The sequence below is a fragment of the Allopusillimonas ginsengisoli genome (genome assembly GCF_004153455.1).
Classification (GTDB): Bacteria; Pseudomonadota; Gammaproteobacteria; order Burkholderiales; family Burkholderiaceae_B; genus Allopusillimonas; species Allopusillimonas ginsengisoli.
On sequence record NZ_SDQE01000005.1, the window covers coordinates 56,871 to 78,457 of the forward strand.

The 21,587-nt window shown below is 57.2% G+C and carries 11 protein-coding genes; 1 reads left to right on the top strand and 10 read right to left on the bottom strand.

Going from position 1 to position 21,587, the window contains the following annotated elements:
- Position 1: 1 nt before the first annotated feature.
- The 10 genes from ERE07_RS11415 to ERE07_RS11460 all read right to left on the bottom strand — a co-directional run bounded on the left by ERE07_RS11415 (position 2) and on the right by ERE07_RS11460 (position 13,588).
- Positions 2–3,616, bottom strand: coding sequence for an alpha-2,8-polysialyltransferase family protein (locus tag ERE07_RS11415; RefSeq protein WP_130008962.1), 3,615 nt, complete (start codon positions 3,614–3,616; stop codon positions 2–4).
- Complete coding sequence (locus tag ERE07_RS11420; RefSeq protein ID WP_130008963.1) at positions 3,609–4,730, bottom strand: DUF6716 putative glycosyltransferase; 1,122 nt, start codon at positions 4,728–4,730, stop codon at positions 3,609–3,611. The genes ERE07_RS11415 and ERE07_RS11420 overlap by 8 nt, the downstream gene beginning before the upstream one ends.
- Positions 4,727–5,770, bottom strand: coding sequence for an N-acetylneuraminate synthase family protein (locus ERE07_RS11425; protein ID WP_130008964.1), 1,044 nt, complete (start codon positions 5,768–5,770; stop codon positions 4,727–4,729). Before ERE07_RS11425 ends, ERE07_RS11420 begins: the two co-directional genes overlap by 4 nt.
- A gap of 3 nt (positions 5,771–5,773) precedes the next feature.
- Positions 5,774–6,448, bottom strand: a complete 675-nt coding sequence (locus tag ERE07_RS11430; protein ID WP_130008965.1) for an acylneuraminate cytidylyltransferase family protein — start codon at positions 6,446–6,448, stop codon at positions 5,774–5,776.
- Positions 6,445–7,635: a UDP-N-acetylglucosamine 2-epimerase gene (neuC, locus tag ERE07_RS11435; protein ID WP_130008966.1), complete on the bottom strand. Its 1,191-nt coding sequence runs from the start codon at positions 7,633–7,635 to the stop codon at positions 6,445–6,447. Before neuC ends, ERE07_RS11430 begins: the two co-directional genes overlap by 4 nt.
- Positions 7,636–7,756: 121 nt before the next feature.
- Positions 7,757–9,721 (bottom strand): capsular polysaccharide biosynthesis protein, encoded by a 1,965-nt coding sequence (locus tag ERE07_RS11440; protein WP_245153660.1) that lies wholly within the window; start codon positions 9,719–9,721, stop codon positions 7,757–7,759.
- A 108-nt stretch (positions 9,722–9,829) separates the two neighbouring features.
- Positions 9,830–10,501: an ABC transporter ATP-binding protein gene (locus tag ERE07_RS11445; protein WP_130008968.1), complete on the bottom strand. Its 672-nt coding sequence runs from the start codon at positions 10,499–10,501 to the stop codon at positions 9,830–9,832.
- A complete protein-coding gene (locus tag ERE07_RS11450) occupies positions 10,498–11,289 on the bottom strand; it encodes an ABC transporter permease (RefSeq protein ID WP_130008969.1) in 792 nt (263 codons plus the stop codon). Before ERE07_RS11450 ends, ERE07_RS11445 begins: the two co-directional genes overlap by 4 nt.
- 3 nt (positions 11,290–11,292) lie before the next feature.
- Positions 11,293–12,483: a polysaccharide biosynthesis/export family protein gene (locus tag ERE07_RS11455; RefSeq protein WP_245153662.1), complete on the bottom strand. Its 1,191-nt coding sequence runs from the start codon at positions 12,481–12,483 to the stop codon at positions 11,293–11,295.
- Positions 12,476–13,588, bottom strand: a complete 1,113-nt coding sequence (locus ERE07_RS11460) for a KpsE/RkpR family capsule polysaccharide export protein (protein WP_130008970.1) — start codon at positions 13,586–13,588, stop codon at positions 12,476–12,478. Before ERE07_RS11460 ends, ERE07_RS11455 begins: the two co-directional genes overlap by 8 nt.
- 255 nt (positions 13,589–13,843) lie before the next feature.
- Here ERE07_RS11460 and ERE07_RS11465 point away from each other — a divergent pair, with 255 nt between their 5' ends.
- Positions 13,844–21,583, top strand: a complete 7,740-nt coding sequence (locus ERE07_RS11465) for a type I polyketide synthase (protein ID WP_130008971.1) — start codon at positions 13,844–13,846, stop codon at positions 21,581–21,583.
- The last annotated feature ends 4 nt before the right edge of the window (positions 21,584–21,587 follow it).

Here is a 21,587-nt window from a genome sequence, read left to right on the forward strand (position 1 = left end):
TTCAAAGCTGGATCTTCCGATCGGCAAGCAATAGATTTGCCTGCCATCGGTCCATCGCGTAGGCGGGTGTGCTGTCTGGGTAGCGTATCAGCAAGGTATGCCAGCATCGCGCCGCCTCGCGAAACCGACCCGACAACTGATAGACTTCAGCCATCAGCTCATACTCGGCGGGGTTTTCCGGGCCTCGCACACCCGGCTTACCGAACACTGACACAGCGCGACGCATATCACCCAGCATACGATAGACATACGTTAGCCTGCGCAGCCCATCCTCCAGGCTCATCGCATGCGCTTCAAGCAAATGAACAGCCGACGACCAATCGCGCAGCGCAAAAGCGCAACGTACCCGCAGATCAATGGCATCAAGATCCTTGTCATCCGCAGCAATCAGCGTATCGCACACCCGGGCACTGGCCGTATAGCAGGAACGCATTGCCAGCGCATGCGCATACAGGCGGCCCAAACACGCAGGCATGCTCACGATGGGGCTGATCTCAGTGATCTCGCCGGCCCTGGCCCACGCGGCAAAAGAAGGATAGCCTTCAGTCAGCAATCGGATAAGCTCTTTCCAGTCTTTTTGCGCAAACGCCAACTGCGCTCCTTCTGACCTGACCAGCCAGGCTGTCCTGCCATGCCGTGGAAGCTTGTTCAACCAAGCGTTGGACTTTTCAAAGTCATGGCACATCCTATAGGCTTTGCTGATGGCCAGTTCTGGCAAAAGCGAGCCCAACTCAGCGCGATCAAGCTCTGAGGCACACGCTTGTGCGATAGCAATCACATCGTCCCATTGCTGGTGGGCGCAATAAACCCAAACCAACATGGCATTGCGCGCAGCGCCTTCCGGCGCCATGTCCGCCATGAGCGCCTGGCAGCGTTCGCCCTTCCCACGTTCAGCCAGCCCATACAACAAGATGCCATACAGTGTTTGATCTGACGGTGCCAGCGGGAATCGCTCAAGGAGCAGGTCGCATACCGTGTCATAAGATTGTTGAGCCAGCAAAAACTGAAGTTCAACCTTCTGGAATCGCTTCATGCTGTCCGGCCGTGCGCGCCCAAGTACCACAGACGCGGAATCGTACAGCACGCGCGCGCTGTCAATGTCCATAGCGCAGAACTTCTCTATCAAGCTGACCAGCGTCGCCGCGAGATTCATCGCCACGCCATCAGCCATGTCCTGAACAATGCTTCGCTGCAAAATGCGAGTAGCCATCGCCTGCGCATCGTCAAGCTTGCCCAACTCAGTCACAATACGCAGATAATCAATACATACACACAACGGGATGCTGTTCTGTGCGCTGGCCAGCCACGCCTCGTGATCGCGATAAGCCCGCTTGATGTGCTGCAGGGCATCCTGCCATTGCCCACAGGCCATCGCCAACCGGGCACGTTCGACGCAAACCAGGCGCATTCCCGTGCCATCTTCCTCCGCGGTAGCCAGCCAGGCCTGTCCATCTTGTTGCTGCGGCGCTTGCCGGCATGCCTTCGCCATCAGCAGTGCAGCCGCATGCTCGCGGCGCTCTTTCTCTCCGATTGTGGCAACTGCCAGCGTACCCGCGGCAAGCACCTCGTCCCAACGAGCACTCGCCGCAAGCGCCCAAGCTCGAAACAAGGCATACAGTCCTTCGTCGGCCCGTATGCCATGCGTCCAGCGCCGAAATAACCGCCAGGCGGCATCCGCATCCGACAAGCCCTCATAACAGCGCAACAGCAGGCTTGTGATGGTGGTATCAGGCACAGGGTGCCAGCAATCGAGTCGAGCAAGCGTTTCCCGTGCTTGCATCCATTGCAGATCATCGATATATACACGTGCAACGGCCAACTGCAAGGGCTGGCACAAACGCTCATGAAGTGGTGACACGACGGCGCGCGCTGCGTCATGGCAGGCCAGCGCCTGCGCAAAACTCCCTCGCTGGCGCAAGCCCTCGACCGTCTCGACGGCGGCTGAAACAAATGCCATCGCCCCGGCATTATCACGCAACGCTGCCGATGCCACCGTCGCGCAAACCTCGCTGGCCTCGTCAAAGCGGCTGAGCTGCAGCAGCACACGCACGTAATCCAGCTTATCGCCTGGGGACATGGCTTGCCATGTCGGGTAAGCCCAAGAGAAATAGCAGAGTGATTTTTCCCATTGACTCTGCGCCAGCGCAAGCCTTGCCTGCTCGAGCATCCAGGCCTGTTCTTCAGCGAAGCTGGGCCGCAAAACGGACAATGCGTGCTCTGCTCGCGCGAAATCACCCTGTACACGCAGTGCTCGAACGTGATCCAAAGAGTCTGAAACTGTATGCTCGGCTTCAATCGACACGCAGGCGTCTGCCGCCTGTTCGCGCGCGGCGTGCCGAAATCCGCGAGTACTGCCAGCACCATCCTGATCGATATCCAGGACGTCCTGCGCCTGAGTCACTCCGGGAAATTTTTCCAGTATCTGAAGGTGTTCGGATATCAACGCACGCGCGGACGCATCGGTACTGTTCGCCTCGTCTCTGGGAAGCACATTCAGGAACCAGGGGCCAATCGCATAGGCCCTGGTTTCCGGGCTGACCAACTGCGTATAGACCAGGGCTGTAGAGGCGATACCCAGGATTGCCTTGGGCCGCGCCAGGCAGATCAACGGTTCGACTGGAAAATCCGTTTCCTGGAAAATAACGAATGGTTGGCTGCCATTTGTCACGCCGTCAATACGTCGCCTGAACGCCTGATACAGGGTTCGCCGATCTTTGTGATGCATTTTTATGAACACACGTGCGTTAAGACGGCTGCTTGCCAGTGCCAGCATGTTGACAAGCACATCGCAAAATGTCTCATCATTCACAGGATATCGTTGGCTCACGAACAGAATGTCGTTGCCGCCGATATCGTAATGATTTACCAATTGCCGTGTCCGATCGTCGATGGTCAAGCCGCCCGCATGAAGAAAAAATCGGGTCGCAATCCGATAGTTGAATACGCCATTGAGCAGCTCGGGAAAAGCAGCATAAACTCGATCGAAATCTCTAAAATAGCTCAGGGCCGGCAATAAGCTTCGGTAGCCAGGTACACAGCGCATGACCCCGCGTCGCCATGCTGCCCATACCGGGGCCGTATCATCGACAGCCGATAGGTTATGTCCGCGCGCATCAAGCTTGTAGGTCGCGGTCCCCTCCTCCACCAGACACATAGTGCAACCACGCTGCTTTGCAAGCGTTGCCAGTACAGCATAGTGCCGCTCGAAACTGAGCAGAAACACAGATCGAGGAGCTACCGTTCGAAGCAGGGTCTTGTAGATCCGTTTCATCACCGAAAGCTTCTTCAAGGCGATCCGATTGGGGGTTCTCGGAATCCTGACACGTGACACAGCACTGAACAGTTCTTTGTTCACTTGCTGTTCTATCAAGACGGGCATGTTCAAGTTTGCAGACGTATACAGAACAGCCAAATAGTTGCCCGCCAGCTTCTCGAAACGGATCAAGGCCTGAACCTGGCGCAATTGACCCACATGCGATACGACGAACAAGTTGTCGGCCGGGGTGTCTGCCGTACCGCGCAGGCCGCCATGCTTATTCCAGGCAGTGGCGGCTCGCCTGGTCAGTGTGCCAAACTGGACAGCAGCGCGTTGTGCCCACCGTACAAACCTATCCATGATTCATTCCTGTAATGGCGAAGGACCTGCCCACAACGCGCAAGCTTTTCAATGGATGTCTCAGAAAAACAGCAGGAAAAGCGAGGGCCAGTTTTGTTATGGAACAGCGAGCGGGTAGCACCCTGAGTTCGTTTTTTGGCTGCATCAAACGATGCTTCACGGTTTCCAGGCCGAACGCGGGATGTTGAACGTTCTCACGCAGCCAACGGCTGCAGGCTGCGGGCGGCCGCATGAAATCCACCTGCTCCGCTTGGACGATCAACCCACTATCCTGAAAATACTGATCATGACTACCCTCACTGGCATAGCCGCTCAACAAGTAAACGTTTTTTCTCAGAAGCAGGGCCTCGATGGCCGCGGAGCTCGATATACTCAAGCAAGAATCCACGATCTCCAACACACTGTTGACAGGCGCTTCAGTGAACGACATATTCACAGGCTTGCCGATATCGGCAATGATGCGGCAGAGCGCCTCGGGCACCTGCCTTGACCCTGGTTCGGCGGACCGCCCCTTGATCAAAAACATGCGATGCGGATTGCGCTCTGCGATGAGAATCAGATCTTGTGCCAGCCGCTGCCGTTCCTTCCTTCGGCATGGCACATACAACTGTTCGAAGAAGGCTGTCGATGGTAGAATGCCCACCACATCCTTTGCAGAACTGTTGTCAACCTGTCCTCCTGCGTGCGCTTCCAGCCAGGCCGCTCCGTACACAATCCCATTGTTCTGCAAGCCCAGCGCATGACAAACACGCCGGTATATGCCTGCATCCATTTCTGAATTGAGAAGCACGATATCGCATCCGGCGCGGGTAATGAACGCATCGAGCTGGCTGTCCATAACGATGCCGGGAAACAAAGCGACGGCTTTGATGCGGTCAGCCTTTCGACGCACCCGATCCAGCAGAGCATTCAAGTCTCGTCCGCCACAGCTGAAAACAATGACATCATGGACGGCAAGTGCGCGGCAGAGTGCATCAGCATCTTTCCAAGCTTGTAGATCAAAGCGCTTTGTCTTGCCAAAACGCTTGTCGTCATTCAGCGCCTGGCACAGAAACCGGGTCGCCTTTTCCTGCGCATACGTTCGAAAGACAACCGCAACCTGACACTGGTTCATGCCTGGACGTCCCCGTTCCGCAATTGAGCTCCCTTCTTGATGTCGCGGGCCGCATAGCGTCCCAGTAATCTATCGTAGTCCTCTGCGCTGAACGCTCCGGTGCCGGGCCGTTTGACCCATAGATTTTCCTCCGTGAGTAGTTCTCCGGCACGTATGTCTCTGTCTGCCACGACAGAGGCAAAGGCGAATTTGATGGTGGCCGCCTCTTCGGGCAGCGGCTGCTTCTCCCCGCCTCTGGCCAGGAATATCGCTTGCGACCCGCGAATCAACTGGGCCAACGCGGCAGGGTCCATCGAGCAAGCGATATCTGGACCTGGGCGGCACATATCGTCGGTAAAGTGGCGCTCCACAATGCTGGCCCCCAACGCAACAGCGGCGAGACAGGCATAATTGTCCACAGTATGATCGGACAAACCCACAACAGCGTCAGGAAAAGCTTCCGCCAGACGCTGAAGGGCGCCAAGCCGAACCAGATGATAGGGTGTAGGATAGACATTCGTGCAATGCAGCAGCGCAAAGGGCACATTGGCGGCGCGAAGTATCTGCACCGACTTTCCCACGCTGGCCAGATCGTTCATCCCTGTCGACAGGATAATCGGCTTGCCGAACGAGGCAACCAGCCGCAGCAAGGGATAATTACTGCACTCCCCTGAACCAATCTTGTACGCCGGGACGCCCATGCGCTGTAGCCTGTAGGCGGCCGCGCGCGAAAAAGGCGTGCTGATGAAAATCAGCCCTTTCGCTTGCGCATATTTCATCAACGCGGTTTCGTCCGCTTCGCTCAATGCGCAGCGCGCCATGATGTCAAAAATAGAAACTTCGGCATTGCCGGGCACAACGTCGCGTGCCTCCACCGACATTTCATCTTCGACAATATGCGTTTGGTGCTTGATCACCTCTGCGCCCGCCCGCTGCGCGGCGTCAACCATGGCAATGGCCGCGTCGAGACTGCCCTCATGATTGATACCAATTTCGGCGATCACCAAGGGTTCATGCGCCGGCCCCACTGGCCTGCCCTGAATGCTGAAGGATGGAAGCATGTGTTACCTCCCCGCCAGCATATGCGCGATGAACAAGTCTTGCTCTGTATCGATATCGAGAGATCTGGAGACAGGCATTTCAAAAAATTCCAGTTTAGGTACAAAAAATGTACGAGCCGACAATAACGCCGACATCTTGTTGATATACAGCGCGCCATTCACTCTGTACGCAGCAGGCAGGTGTTGACGCGGCACCTCCATCGCTGACAAGTCATCCAAGGGCACCAGACCTTTGTCGTGCGAGTGTCGGATAAAGGTTTTGTAGGGATGGTGCTCGCAGGGGCATACGGAAACCACGGAGTTCGCATCAGCGCGACGGCGCAGCTCAATGGCATCGGCCACATCCCTGGCAGTGCGTAGCGGGCTGGTTGGCTGCAGCAGCACACACTCGCCATCTTGTATGCCTACGGTCTCCAACGCATGACACACCACATCAATGGATTTGGCTGTGTCGCTTGCCAGCAGTCCAGGTCGCCACACTACACGGGCGCCCTGCCGTATGGCCTCGCAGGCAATTTCATGTCCATCGGTGGACACCACCACCTCATCCACCACGCCCGACTCGAACGCCGCCCGGATCGCGTGTTGCAGCAACGTATACGGCCCGACTTTGCGTAGATTTTTACGCTTTAGTCCCTTCGAGCCCGCCCTGGCGGTAATGACGGCAAGCACTGTCATGCTGAGTCCTGTAGCATCGTCTGGTGCATGAGATTCGCATGGTAGGCCGGTGCGGCCAGCGGTTTGGCGAAATCCACAAAGGACTTCTGAACAGGCGTGCGCCAGAACGAATCCGTAGTGATCGCTTGCTTGAATTTTCTCACGCTGTCCCCGTCCCCAAACCAGGCCGAAGGCGCGCAACGCTTGAGGTGCTTGACCTTGTCTATGCCCTCCAGAATCGCTTCAATGCGATAGTCTGTGCTGACAATGGCGCCAATGCGCGATCGCCTATGTTGCCGGGTGCCGACATTCACAGCGGGCACACCATAGAAAGGCGCCTCTCTGACGCCGGCGCTGGAGTTGCCCACGATGTAAAGCGCATGCTTTAGAAACGTAAGAAAGTATTCAAATCTGATTGATGGGAAAATTCGGAAACGGTCGCAGTTTCGGTACCCGTGCAACGTATCGAGTATTTCCTGGCTGCCAAGATCATTGTTGGGATAAATCACAATGTACCGATCCCCGGATCTGGATAAGGCCTCGAAGAACCAGCGCGCATAGTCTTGTATGTGTGAACGCTCGGTAGTTACCGGATGAAAAATAGCCAAGGCATAGGCGTCGAATCCTACGTTGTAGCGCGCCTTTGCATCACACAGGGAAGGCAGATCGGCCGCGCTCATGGCATCCAGGTCCGGCGAACCGATGATATAGATATGATGCGCGTCCTCACCCATCTGTATCAAACGGGTACGCGCCTCTTCGTTCGCAACCATGTGAAGATGAGACAGCTTGGTCACCGAATGCCTGATAAGGTCATCCACAGTGCCCGATAGCTCGCCGCCTTCTATATGACACACCAGAATACCCGTCAGGGCGCCCACGGTTGCGCCCGCCAATGCCTCAATACGATCACCATGAACAACAATCAGGTCGGGCTGTACCTCGTCAACCAGCCTGGACAGCATAGAAACCGTGTTTCCCAGCACAGAACTCATGGGCTCGCCTGCATACTGGTTACTGAACAGATATACGTGTTCAAACTGTTCTCGCCTGACTTCCAGATAAGTGGCGCCATACAGCTTCAGCATGTGCATTCCCGTCACCGCAACATGAAGCTCCATGTCGGCACGGCCTTCAACAAACCGCATGAGCTTCTTCAGCTTGCCGAAATCGGCACGCGTCCCCGTGAGGAACAGAATCTTCTTCATAAGACCTTCAATCAAGAATAAATCGTGTTTGCGCCATGAGCGCCTTCTGTTCCAGGCGCCGGGCCACCTGGACACGCGCCGTGCGAATCCTGTATTGCCAGAGACGTATGGCTCGCATCTGTCATCGGAACAAGATGCCGCGCATCAAGACATGCAGCTTGCCCAACTGGCGATGCACCACGCTTATGGGCCATAACCACAACCGGCCGCTGCGCTCCACGGCCATTCGCGTTGCCACAATGCGGTGCAGGACTGCCTCGCACGAGGTGACACCTTGCAGCTCCCAGTCCCAGTACAACGGATATCTCAGGAGCACGCCCGCCACCAGCGCATCGATCGAAAGTACTTTTCGTCGACGCGCGATTGCGATCTTATCGTCGGTCAGCCCCCACCCTGCGTAAAACGCGCGTCCGTATACTGTCACTTGTTTGCCGCGCAACAGCGCATCGAATCCGCTCAGCGATGTCATGGTGTGCACAGCGTCACAAGCCTCGATACAAGCGACAACACTGCGATCCCGCTCAATATGATCTGCGTAGCTGCCGGCTGCGCTCATGGATATCTTGCCCGGACGATTGCCCGCCATTACATCTGGGTGTGGCTTGTAGACGATCCAGGCATCGGGATGGCTACGCCTCACAGCCTGCAACAATGCCAGGTTGGTATTGATTTCATCACAGCCGGCTGACACTGATGCGTCGTTTTCAACCTGGCCGGGTACCAGAATGACGACTCGACCTTGCGTATTCCAGCGGACAGGATCCCGGCGACCTGTGTTGTACTTGGACAAGCCGTGCGCAACAATGAATTCACGCACGCGCTTGGCACGCGCCAGCTCCGCGGACGAAAACACCGCCTCGTTGAGTATCAGCTCAAGGTCTGACTCCCGGCAGGGATCAAAATAGATGCCTGACTGATCCAGCACCAACGACAACGGTCGCACAAAATCGGAACCCAGACCGACGGATCGGACGAATCCGTCCTCTACGCGGATCGTACTGGCTCCTGTACGCTTTGCCAGCGCCTCCACCCCCGCTGGCGCTTGCAGGCCCCAGTATGCGATATCGTCATTGGCCGAAGGCATCAAGGCGGCAGCCCTCGCTGCATTCGGTGCGAAAGCAACTCCGCCAGTCGCGAACGATAGCATCGGCGCCAGCTGGCATGCCTTCCAGCGCCGAAAGCCAACACATATCAAGCGCCGCCCTGCTTGCTGCGATGCCGCGCTGCGCTGGCGTATCAACCATTCAATGGCGTCGAACACCGTCCCGCGGCGGCCCGTGACAGGATCCAGATAGCGGGTGTAATGAATATAAGCGGCCGCGAACAGCGCTCTCACGCTGCGCTGCCGCGTGCGCCGCTGGTATAGCTGGCGGTCATCCGTGACACCCCATCCGCCATACCAGGGCATTCCGAAGCATGACACCTGCTTTCCAAGCATCAGCGCCTCAAACCCAAGCTGAGACGTGACGACATACACCCGATCCACGTAGTCCAGCAGCACAAGGGGGTTCACATTTCCACGTATCACCAACGTTCGGTCATCATCCAGAATCGTGTCGAAGTAGCCCTTCTTGCGTCCTGAAATCACCTCCGGGTGCGTCTTGATGCATAGGAGTGCACCGGGGTTCTCCTGACGCGCCGCCTGCAGCATGCTGGCGAATGTTGCCGCCGAGCCAGCGCCCAGCGCTATACTCGAATCCCCCAGGGTTTGATCGACCACAAGAACCCGACGACGGCGATCACTATCTCGTTTGGGCAATGCCCATGGAATGTCCGCTGCTCCATCGTTGTATTTGCTCAGCCGATATTCACGAATCAATGCCATCGCACGACTCACCTGACCATCAATACCTTCGAGCACGTCAGTGGACGACTGAAGCAGCGTTTCCAGATCGGATGGCCGACTGCTGTCGTAGTAGATGCCCGTGCCATCAACCACCATGGAGATGGGGGGAAAACGTGGGCCGGTTCCGAAAGCACGCAGAAACCCGTCTTCCAGGCTCAGATAGGGCAGTCGACACTTGGCCGCCAAGGCTTGAGCCTGCCTGCTCGACGGACGCATGCCCCACCCCGCCACCGCGGTCATTCGGGAGTTTCGCCGCCAAAGCCAAGAGCGACAATGCCTGACAGGCTGACCAAGAAAAACATCAAGAAACGGAATGCGCAAAATTCCTTTGGACAGAACACCTATCATTTACTTTTTCTCGTCCATGGTTTGATAGGCGCGAATGCCAGCCTCGATATCATCGTACTGAGCAATCTGCCCGTGCTCGAGCAGCAATACGGTGTCGCACATATTCCTGACCTGCCCCATGCTGTGGGTTACAAGTATCAACCTGGCCTTGTCCATGCGTTGGCGAAATGCATGATCAGCCTTGCTGCGAAAACTGGCATCCCCAACCGACAGCGCCTCATCCACAAGGTAGTAATCGAACTCAAATGCCAGACTCAGGCCAAAGGCAATTCTGCTGCGCATGCCCGAAGAATACGTCTTGACGGGCAAATCAAAATAGTCGCCAATGTCGGCAAAGGCCTGAACGTAGCTCACCAGATTTCGTATTTCATCTGTGCGCTTACCCTGCACACGACACACAAACTTGATGTTTTCCCTTCCGGTCAACGAGCCCTGCAGGCCGCTTCCCAGCCCCACCGGCCAGGATATCCGTTTGTCGGTGAGCACCTGCCCGCTATCGGGCACATCCAGCCCGCACAACAGGCGCATCAATGTACTTTTACCCGCTCCGTTCTTTCCGATCAGTGCAATGTTGCGATTTTCTGGCACCGTAAACGACAGCCCTCGAAAAACGAACCGGCGCCCTCCCCGAGGACACAGATAAGACTTGACAACATTGCGCAGCACAATCATAGAGCGAGCAATCCACGTCGCTGTATGCGGTACAGCATCAGTGCCGTCCATAGCGCCAGCAGCGAGACGGCCGCGGCATATCCCAACCCTATGCCGGTGACCTCCGGATAGTGCTGAAAAACCGATGCACGCAAACTGTCGATAACATGTACAAAGGGATTCCAGGTCAGCCACGGCAAGAAGTGCGCCGGCACAGCCCAAACTGGAAACACGACACCGGAAATCAGATACAGAAGCATAAAGCTCAACTTGATGAATGTTTTTAAGTTCGGCATGACATGGACAGCCATGCAACAGATCATCCCCAGGGCAAACGAAAGTGCGACGCCCACGGCAAGCGAGGCCATCCATCTCAGCGGGCGATGCACCGCGATCTCGTAGTCCAGCCATATCCCCATCGCCGCGAGCGTAATCAGGTATACGCATGAAAACAGTGCAAGTTCAACCACTGCCCGCGCCACGAAGGTGTCGAAAGGCTTTATGTTCGGATAGGCGAACAGAGCTTGATTGGCAGAGACCGCTTCCATCAGTTTGAGTACGATGTTGCGCATCAGAAAAAACGGCACGACGCCCGAAAGCAGGAACACCGGATAGTCCATCGCGGGTGCATGAATATCCCGAACCAGGGAAACCAGCGAAACCATCATCAGCACATGCGCCATCGGCTCAAACACCATCCAGAACGCGCCCATTCGGCGCGCACCGAACCGCGTCTGCAGCTCGCGCAATATCAGCGCGAAGATGACACACATCATAATGGCCCCCGAAGATCGTTTAGCAGCAACCATCGCTTAGAATCCGTTCAGGTTTTGGCCTAGTACCATTACCTGCACAATGGGCGCGATCAGCTTCTGGAATTCGTGTGTGCTGGCGTGGGTGACATACACGGCGTCTTCAGGCATGATCTGAAACTGTCTTGCAAGAAAGAATGCTGCCGGGTTCCTCATATCCAGTCTGAACACCGTCGCCCGAGGCTTTTCGTCTTGGCCCGCTTCCAGTCTGAACACAAATACTCCGCGTGGATCAGCCGTCCTCTCGTTCAACCAGCCCACGGCGCCCAGCGCTTCAAGCAAACTGGGATTATCCGAAGGCAAATCCATCAAACCGGGCCGTCCCACCGCGCCCATTGCAACGAAACGCTTGCGCGCCCGTTCGACGATGATTTCGGAACGTGCTGGCACAGGCTGGTTCTCTCCGGCCAGCAGCGCTGAGTAGCTGAAACTGTGCGCAGCATCCCCGGTTCGCAAAACCACTGTCGTCAAATGCGGCTCTAGTGTTACGCCACCGGCCATATTGATCGCGTCGAGCAAAGTCAGCGGCCCTTGCAAGGTAGAGAATCTACCCGGAGCGTGGACAGCTCCCGCCACCAGCACAGAACCAGAAAGATCGCCTTCAAGTTGCACCCGCACTTGTGGATCGCTGGCCAATCTACGAACTCGCTCGCGTATGGCGTGCTCAACCTGAAACAGTGTGAGGCCTGCAACCGGTGGTCGCCCCACGTAGGGGAGTGAAATTCTCCCCTGCGCATCAACGCGCACGCGATCAAATACTGTTCCGCCTTGCGACAATGGCGCAAAAAGCCCGCCCTCAGCCGCGCTGTCAGATATCGTCACGGTCAACACATCACCTGGAATCAGTCGCACCTCTCCTACAGCAGTAGGCGATACACGTTGAGAAGGTGCTGCATTGGGCATACGCATATAGCGGCCGATCGTCTCGGCAGACAGTGAAACCAGGGTATAGCCCGAGCCAACGCCGGAGCCTGCCTCGGCCTGCGCAACGATATGATGTGCAGCAGGGCCGGCACCAGACAGAACACTGCCGCAACCCGACTGGCTTATGGCAGTGCATAACCACAGTGAGGGCCACAGAATCCTGCGCGCAACGCCTATCCTGCGCGCCCTCCCCATCAAGAAACGGCAAGCCGCACGTGTTGCGGACGGCCAGCTAACAACAAACAACAAAACCAGCCGGCTAATCACGATGATCCTCGACGGCAGCAACAACAAAACGCACAACGCCATAGGCCAGGAGCAAACAGACAAAGATCGTGAACAAGTCATGCAGTCTGGCGGGATAAAGGGGTTCTTCAGGCGTGTTGGGTGAAACAACCACAATCAGGCTTCGTATCTTTCTTCCCGCCTCGATACGCGCAGTACTCGCAGCAATGGTTGCTGCCTTGTAGCCCTCTTCAGCCATCTGGAGTTCATGCCTAAGATCCCGATACTGATCGGCGATCACATTCAAAGCGTCTCCCTTTGGCGATTCCGACGAAAGTATCGTCTTCTCCGCATGGATCTGCCGGTCAAGGGCCTGAATGCGGCGCTGCTGCTGCTGCACTTGAGGCGTGTTGTCGTCCAGCGCGCCGCGCAGGGTGTTAAGCGTGGCGTAGGCTTTGGCCCTGTCTGTTTCCAGCAGGTTAATAATTGACGCCCGGGACTCGGCAACCGCCTGCCCATCCAGCAAACCGTGAAGACTCTGAAAGGCCACCAGCGCTTGCCGCCCCTGGTCATAGCGATGGCGCGAATGCTTGAGCTCTGACTGCGCGAAGACCACTTGTGCGTGTACCAATGCCTGCGACAACCTATCCATGAAACGTTCGCTTTCTTTCAGAATCACATGCATTGTTTTTTCCGCGAACGCTGGCGTGAGCGCCTGCACCGTCACCGTCAGCAATCCCGTCGTCTCGTCATAGTGAGCACGAACCATGCGTCTGTAGAAGCGCAGGGTTCTTTCCCTTGCATCGTCGTGGTTGATCCAGATGAGCGGGTCGCGGCGTTGTGCTGCAAAGTGCGCGCGCCATTGCAGTTTGTCTTCAAGCACCGCGAGCATATCGTTCGAAACGATATGCTCGCGCAGGTAGAGCGTTTCGCTGCGTAAAGCGGGGCCTGCGCCAACGGCCACCGCTGGCGCCAGGCCAGCAAACTTGCCGACACTGTCGGTACCCGCCTGCAGAACCACAATCTGCGCACTACTCACATAGCGATCCACACTGAGTACAGCGTAGTACAGCACTGCTGCTATCGTCGGCAGCACAACCATGCACCACGAAAGACGCTCGAATCTGAACAGTTGTTTGAGGGCCATAGAATATTCAAGGACGCCTGCCCATGCGCATCGCGAACGCATATCCGTCACGAGCAGACCGGACGCCATCGTATAGTGCGACGTCATGCCACAAAGGTCCGAACTGGGCCGTAAATACCGCACTGTCACACCGAACTTGACGGCACATCAGATGCGTTAATAGCGCGGTCATTTCATCGTCAAGGTAGTGTGGCCAATGCCGACAAGCGCTGACACGGCATCATCGAAATCCACACACCACACCACAGAGAAAACATGGGAAAACGCGTCGCGGTAGTCGGGCTATCTTTTCGGCTGCCAGGTACAAGTGCCGAACATTATTGGTCCGATCTGCTCGCCGGCAAGAATCTCATCACTCAAGTCGATACACAGCGATGGTTGCCCGACACTTATTTGCATCCCGGAAAATCCCATCCCGGCACGTCCTACACCTTTGCGGCAGGCTCCATCACCGACGCCCTGGCGTTCGATGCCGATTTCTTTGGCATATCGCCGCGCGAAGCCGCCTTTATGGACCCTCAGCAGCGCTTGCTTCTGGAGATGTCCTGGGAAGCAATCGAACATGCAGGCATACCGGCTGACCAGCTTCAAGGCAGTGATTGTGGCGTGCACATTGGTCTTTCGTCGGTAGACTATCTGCATCGCCTTGTCGACGACCCAGGCCTGGCGGATGCATCCATATCCACCGGCAATACTGCCAGCATTGCGGCGAATCGAATCTCCTATTACTTCGATTTGCGTGGTCCGAGCATGGCCATCGATACCGCGTGTTCGTCTTCACTGGTTGCTTTCCACCAGGCTTGCCAAGCCATACGCAGCGAGGAAACCCGTTTTGCCATTGCAGGCGGAATCAGCCTGCACTTTCACCCGTTTGGCTTCGTAGGCTTTTCCAAAGCCACCATGCTGTCACCCAGCGGGAAAAGCCATGTGTTTGATGAACGATGCGATGGTTATGTTCGTGCCGAAGGAGGCGGCGTCTTTCTACTGAAGAATTATGCACAGGCGCTCGCGGACGGCGATCGAATCCTGGCAGTCGTTGCCGCATCAGGCGTCAACACGGATGGCCGAAAGAACGGTTTGACAGTACCCAGATGCACCGCCCAGACGGAGCTCATGCGCCAGACAATAGCCCAGGCGGGTCTCACAGCGGACGAGCTGGACTACGTGGAAGCGCACGGAACCGGAACGCCCGTCGGAGACCCCATAGAAGCGCGTGCGATCGGCATGGCTTTGGGGCAGCCGCGTGCTGCGGGGCCGTTACCAATAGGTTCGGTAAAGAGCAATATGGGGCACCTGGAAACCGCTTCTGGCGTTGCCGGGCTCGTCAAAGCCATTCATAGCCTGCAACACCGCATGGTGCCAGCCACCATCGGCATCGAGCAGCCCAATCCCAACCTTTTGCTTGCCGACTGGAATATAGAACTCGTCACGCGCAATATGCTGCTTAAACCGGAAGGCACACTAAACATAGGCGTGAATTCATTCGGCTTTGGTGGCGCCAATGCCCACGTTATTCTGCAAAGCGCTGAACAGCGCCATGCGCCTGCGCAAGACACACTCAAGAATGAGCATACGTGCTGCCCCCTGATTGTCTCTTCCAGAACCAAACACGGCCTCAAGGCGAACGCATCGGCACTGGCTTCATACTTGCGCAGACATCCCGGTTTGAATATTCATGATGTGGCTTGGCACAGCGCGTTCCGGCGCACATGGCATGAACACAGGGCGATCGTCGCGGCACAGAGCAGCGCAGAGGCTGCGATTGCGCTGGAAAGCATTGCACAAGACGATGATCAACCCAACGCCACGATAGACACCGCTCTGGAAAACGCAAGCGGACCCGTATTCGTCTATTCCGGCAACGGCTCGCAATGGGAAGGTATGGGCGTGGCGCTGTTGCAGCATCCGGTCTTCTCCGACGCCATCGATGAGGTAGACCGTCATTTTCAAGCACGCACAGGCTATTCCCTGCGCAATGACCTTTTTGTCTGCTGCGAGCCGAGCCGCTATGCGCATACAGACGCAGCGCAACCCGCCCTCTTCGCGCTGCAAGTAGGCATCACCCTGATGCTGCGGGCAAACGGCATTGTGCCGCTGGCGGTGGTTGGCCACAGTGTCGGAGAAGTCGCGGCTGCCTGGGCTTGCGGAGCGCTGTCTCTGGAACAAGCGGTCGACGTCATCGTGCACCGCAGTCGTCAACAGGAAACCACGAAAGGTCTGGGCCGGATGACTGCGGTTGGCCTGGGCGCGCGTGAAATGGCCGCATTGCTGGAAACACTGGGGCCAGACCTACAGGTGTGCATCGCATGCGAAAACAGCCCTCATGGCTGCACGCTGGCCGGTCCGCTGACTGCGCTGGAGGCCGTCGAGCAACACCTGGCCGCGCGTAATATACGCAGCCGACAACTGGATCTGGACTACGCCTTCCACAGCCCTGCGATGGACGCCACCGAGCAAGCCTTGTTGCATGCGCTGTCCGAACTGACTCCGGGGCCAGCCCAAACAACCATGATATCCACTGTGACGGGTGCGCCGATTCAAGGCACAGCGCTGCACAACACTTATTGGTGGCACAATATTCGACATCCTGTAAGGTTCGAGCAGGCAATAGGCAGGCTGTTGGATCAGACAGCTAACCTTTTTGTCGAGATAGGACCTCATCCTGTTCTTTCTGGCTATATACGCGAAGCGCTCGCGGCCAGAGACCAACAAGGACGCATCATTGCCACCCTCAAGCGGCTCGACGGACGGCCGGAACTGATACAGAACGCCGCTCACAGAGTGTTGTTGGCCGGCACCGCCGAAAACTGGAAGGCCTTTCGCTCTCCTGCGGGAAAGTTCACAGACCTGCCCACCTACGTTTGGCAAAAGCACGAATACTGGCACCCTACTTCAGTTGAATCACCGCAGAGGCTCTTCCGACGCAAAGTGCATTACTTGCTCGGCTATCCCAGCGCGCATCAAGACAACCAATGGGAAAACCAGCTCGACACCCTTCTTTATCCCACACTGAGCGACCATTCCATTGGCGGCGCCGTTCTGTTCCCCGCGGCCGGCTACACAGAAGTCTTTATCGCCGCTGGGTTGCAGACATGTCCGGGCGAATACGTCGAGCTTGAAGACCTGTCCATCAGCACCCCTCTGCTACTGTCGACTGAACCCTCGATACGCATACGTACATGCCTGGACAGCACGGATGGCCGGTTAACGCTCGAAGGCAGGCCGCTTGCCGAGGCCAAGCCCTGGACGCTACATGCCTCGGCACGCTTACGGGTCGAACCCAGCAATCAATTGCTTCAAAATCGAACAGCCTCCCTTCCAACGCGCGAGGCGGATGGCACGGGGCACGAACACTACGCCCTTGCCGAGGCAATCGGTTTGGCATACGGCTCCGCCTACCAGACCATAGACAAATTCTGGTTTGAGGGTAACGACAGCGCCATAGCGTCGTTGACCATGCCTGCCAGCATCATTGAAGAGGTAAGCGCCGGACAAGTACACCCAGCGCAACTGGACGCCGCCTTTCAGCTAGTCGTTCAGCTGTGCAAGAATGATCCTGACATTCCGCCAGGCATGGCGATGTTGCCCATCACTATCGAGCGCGCAGCATGGCGTGCAGGATGTGACGGGCCTGCGTATGCGCGGGCGTCCATTGTCTCTCGCCATGCCCGTTCGGTGCAGGCGCAGCTGAGCCTGCATGATCGCAAAGGCGGGCCTATCATCGTGCTCACTGGCGTGAGATTCCGCCGTGCACGGCTAGGCAAGGCGGCCAGTGCATCATTTCGCTTTCTGGACTATGTTGCAACGCCTCGACCATTGGCGCACTGTGTGGCATCGCCAAACGCCGTCATTGAGCGTGCTCCTGGATCACAGGCAGCCCACAGAAACCTGGTCGATGGCGACGCCTTGCAGGCTTCGCTGAAAGAATTTTCCCTGCAGGCCCGAAGCACAGGCATATTGTCACGCTATACCAAAGAGCTGAATCCGTTGCTGGGTTGTCTTGTGATCAGCTACGCGCGCCAAGCCCTGCTGAAACTGTCGGACAACAGTGGACAGCTGGATCTCGACACTATCGCAACGCTGCGGCAAACGGGACCGGAAGCAAGCCTGTTGTTGGATTTTCTGCAGGAGCAGCTCATCCAGGACAGCGCCCTCTGTGTCGGCAACACAGGCTGGAGACTCATATCATCACAAGAAGAGGCGTCACCAGACGATCTTTGGCGAACCCTGCTGCGTGACTATCCAGAATACACCCTGCCCATATTCGCCGTTGGTCGTTGTGGCATGCACATCGAACGGATACTGCGCGGCATCGGGCGGTGGGCAGATGGTTGCCCCAGCGAAGCATCCTGTGGCGCAATCTCGCGGCAGTTGCTGGGCACCAGGCTGCATGCAGACATAGCTGCCTTGTTGCGTCATGCCGTTGCGTCCGCTCAGGCCGCTTTGCCATTGGGTCAACGGCTAGGCATACTGGAAATCAGCGCACATGCGCCATGGTTCGGCCAGGGATGCTGCGCCAGCATCGATTTCGGAAGCGCCGATTACACGTTTGCCAGCACCCGCCAGGATGCCATTGATACCGCACACGGCCTGCTCGATGCTTTTCCGGACGCCAACACGGTGCTGATCGAGACTGGCGCATCCTCGCCCTACCCTCAAACGGGGAAGGCGAATCTCGTCATTTTGCTGGGAGACTTCCCTACCCGCTCAGAACTGCATGCAGCGCTGGATTACGTTCGCGACAACATCGCAGCAGATGGAGAAGTCATCATCGCATCACTGCCCCCTTCGACATGGTGCGATTTTATCTGGGGAGCATTGGACAGGACGCGAGGCAAATGGGAGGCATGCCTGCACCCCTACGTTGCCTGGGAAGCCGCCTTGGCGCAGCGCGGATTCACGTGCAGGCCTGAACATCAACTGTCAGATAGCGCAGAGTGCGGCCCCTATATCATTTCAGCGCACCTTCTTGAGACCTCGCCACAGACGCAACAAACACTCGGGCACGAACCACGCGCTTCTGCCTCAACAAGCCTAGCCGACAACGCCGAAACCTGGGCGTTGGTAACCGATGCTGGTGGCATATCTCGTCGACTGGCTGAACTGCTTCGTAACCAGTTGGCCGCGCCGTATCGGCATGTTCAACTGATTTGCCATGACGACCACACGGCAGTGGCGGACGCGCTGAGCAACGCCCACAAGTATTATCCCCTGCGCCATGTGATCATGCTGGCCGGCCTGAGCGCCAATCAGAACCCGCATACGTTGCCAGCAGGTGCTGCGTTGCTTGCACAACAGACAAAGCGCTGCGCATTGGCGGCAGGCGCTGTACGCGCTTGCGATCAGATAGGCGCCCGGACAGACATATGGCTGATCACCGCAGGCGCAACCGCCTGCTTCATGCCGCCGACAGGACGAGTGCAGGATATTGTCACCACGGTTCCATTCGACGACGCCGCATTATGGGGCTATGCGCGCAGCCTGATGAACGAGACCCGGCACTGCACACTGCGCGCCATTGATCTCCCCTCGCAGTGGCCAGACAGGCTGGAGACGACTGCCGCGCGGCTTCTGGCGGAGTTCAGCGCAGATGACAACGAGCAGGAGATCATGCTCACCGGCCATGGCGGACGCCTGGCGCCACGCCTGCGCGAGCAACCAGGGCCGTGCACACCTCCAACAACTGCTCATCAGAGCCCTACCGCACATGCCTCATCGGTGACGGGATTGCGGCTAGGCTTCGAGCACGCAGGCCAGCTCCGCACGCTGCGCTGGGAAACCGTCAGCCTTGCCCACCCCGCTTCCGATGAAATCGAGGTCGCGGTAGAAGCCACTGGCCTGAACTTTCGCGACGTCATGTATGCGATGGGAATGTTGTCAGACGAAGCTGTGGAGAATGGCTATGCCGGACCATCGCTCGGGCTTGAATTCGCCGGCCGTGTGTTGCGCACAGGCGATTCAGTCAAAGGGTTCGCACCAGGAGACCGCGTGCTGGGATTTGGCGCCCACAGCTTCGGCACGCATACCGTGGCAAAGGCGTTCGCGGCCGTGCCGATTCCGGACGGCATGACTGCGGAAGCGGCCGCCACCATCCCCAGCACCTTTTTTACCGCGTATTATGCCTTGCGTCACCTTGCCCGCCTTGAGCCGGGCGAGCGGCTGCTTATCCATGGCGCCGCAGGCGGTGTAGGCCTCGCAGCCATACAGATCGCCCAGCATGTTGGCGCCGAAATTCATGCGACTGCGGGGTCTGAAGAAAAGCGTGATTTTCTTAAACTGTTGGGCATTCAGCATATCTACGACTCTCGCTCATTGTCATTTGCAGACCAGATTCTCGCCGCCACGGCGGGCGCAGGTGTGGATGTTGTGCTGAACTCCCTGGCCGGGGAGGCTATCAATCGCAACCTGCGCGTTCTGAAACCATTGGGTCGCTTCCTGGAACTGGGCAAGCGCGATTTCTACGAGAACACCCGCATTGGGCTGCGTCCATTTCGAAACAATATCAGCTACTTCGGCATCGACGCCGATCAGTTGATGTGTCTTCATCCCGCGCTGACACGCAGCCTGTTCAAACAGATGATGCAGCTGTTCCAAACAGGAACGCTTGCGCCACTCCCGCTGCGCAGCTTCGATGCCAATCAAGTGGTAGATGCTTTCCGGTATATGCAACAGGCACGTCAGATCGGAAAAGTCGTTGTGACCTACTACCAGCCCATACACGCGCCGCTGCGCGGCGCCGCAAGCCAAGGCGATACATTGTCGCTTTGCTCGGCGGCGAGCTATCTGGTTACCGGTGGCCTGGGCGGGTTTGGGCTTCGCACCGCGCAATGGTTGGCCGAGAAAGGCGCCCGTCATTTAATCCTGTTGAGCCGCCGTGGCACTAACGCGGACGAAGCGCAAACAGCCATGGCCGAGTTGACAGCACGCGGGGTCAACGTGCTTGCGTTAGCCTGCGACATCACCGATCGCCGCGCACTCGAAGCGGTGATCGAACAAACCAACGCCACAATGCCACCGTTGAAAGGTATCGTGCACGCGGCAGCCGTCTTCGAGGATGGTCTGGCGGAAACCATGACCCCTGAACAGATCGAACGTGTGCTGGCACCCAAAATTCTGGGCGCACTCCATCTTCATGAGCTTACCTTGACAACGCCACTGGATTTTTTTGTTCTTTATGCTTCGGCCACCTCGCTGTTCGGCAATCCCGGTCAAAGCAATTATGTTGCGGCCAACACCTGGCTCGAAGCTATGGCGGGATATCGGCGGCACCAGGGGCTTCCGGCGCTGTGCGTTCGCTGGGGCGCGATCAGTGATGCCGGTTTTCTCGCCCGCAATGAGAAAATCAAAGACGCCTTGTTGAACCGCATGGGTGGTACCGCCTTGCCATCATCCCGAGCATTGGAAATCCTGTCGAGCCTGCTGCAGGCCGACCGCTCTGGATTGGCTGTCATCGATATGGATTGGCGTCGCGTACAGCGCTACCTGCCCGTTGCCAGTACGCCGAAGTTCAGTGACTATGCCCGGCGCCATCAACATAGCTGGCAAGAAGCGCCTGACCAGGAACATCTTTCAGAACTGATCGCCTCAATGGACGACGCCGAACTGCTGCACTATGTTCAGGAAGCCGTAACCCAGGAGTTCGGAGACATCCTGCGTCTGCCCGCGACGCGCATCGATATCCATCGGTCAATTTTTGATATGGGCCTGGATTCCCTGCTTGGCGTCGAGTTGACACTGGCCCTGGAAACTCGATTTGGCGTGCGCATACCGGCCATGACCCTGGGCGAAACGCCGACGATTTCCGCCTTGTCCAAACGTTTGGCCGCCTTGCTGCGCGGTAACGGCAATGAGCCGGACAACGCCGACGCTTTGCTACAACATACAAGCCATCTATTGCAGCAGCACGGCGATGGTTTGCAAGACGAGGAAAGACAGCAATTGACGGACAACCTGACGTCTGCGCTGACCGACACTTCTCAACGCATCATTCAGTAACACC

What these genes read in the sequence shown, in the direction of transcription:
- ERE07_RS11415 (WP_130008962.1), bottom strand. Translation starts at nt 3,616, where the DNA reads ATGGATAGGTTTGTACGGTGGGCACAACGCGCTGCTGTCCAGTTTGGC.
- ERE07_RS11420 (WP_130008963.1), bottom strand. Translation starts at nt 4,730, where the DNA reads ATGAACCAGTGTCAGGTTGCGGTTGTCTTTCGAACGTATGCGCAGGAA.
- ERE07_RS11440 (WP_245153660.1), bottom strand. Translation starts at nt 9,721, where the DNA reads ATGACCGCGGTGGCGGGGTGGGGCATGCGTCCGTCGAGCAGGCAGGCT.
- ERE07_RS11450 (WP_130008969.1), bottom strand. Translation starts at nt 11,289, where the DNA reads ATGGTTGCTGCTAAACGATCTTCGGGGGCCATTATGATGTGTGTCATC.
- ERE07_RS11430 (WP_130008965.1), bottom strand. Translation starts at nt 6,448, where the DNA reads ATGACAGTGCTTGCCGTCATTACCGCCAGGGCGGGCTCGAAGGGACTA.
- ERE07_RS11425 (WP_130008964.1), bottom strand. Translation starts at nt 5,770, where the DNA reads ATGCTTCCATCCTTCAGCATTCAGGGCAGGCCAGTGGGGCCGGCGCAT.
- ERE07_RS11465 (WP_130008971.1), top strand. Translation starts at nt 13,844, where the DNA reads ATGGGAAAACGCGTCGCGGTAGTCGGGCTATCTTTTCGGCTGCCAGGT.
- ERE07_RS11460 (WP_130008970.1), bottom strand. Translation starts at nt 13,588, where the DNA reads ATGGCCCTCAAACAACTGTTCAGATTCGAGCGTCTTTCGTGGTGCATG.
- neuC (WP_130008966.1), bottom strand. Translation starts at nt 7,635, where the DNA reads ATGAAGAAGATTCTGTTCCTCACGGGGACGCGTGCCGATTTCGGCAAG.
- ERE07_RS11445 (WP_130008968.1), bottom strand. Translation starts at nt 10,501, where the DNA reads ATGATTGTGCTGCGCAATGTTGTCAAGTCTTATCTGTGTCCTCGGGGA.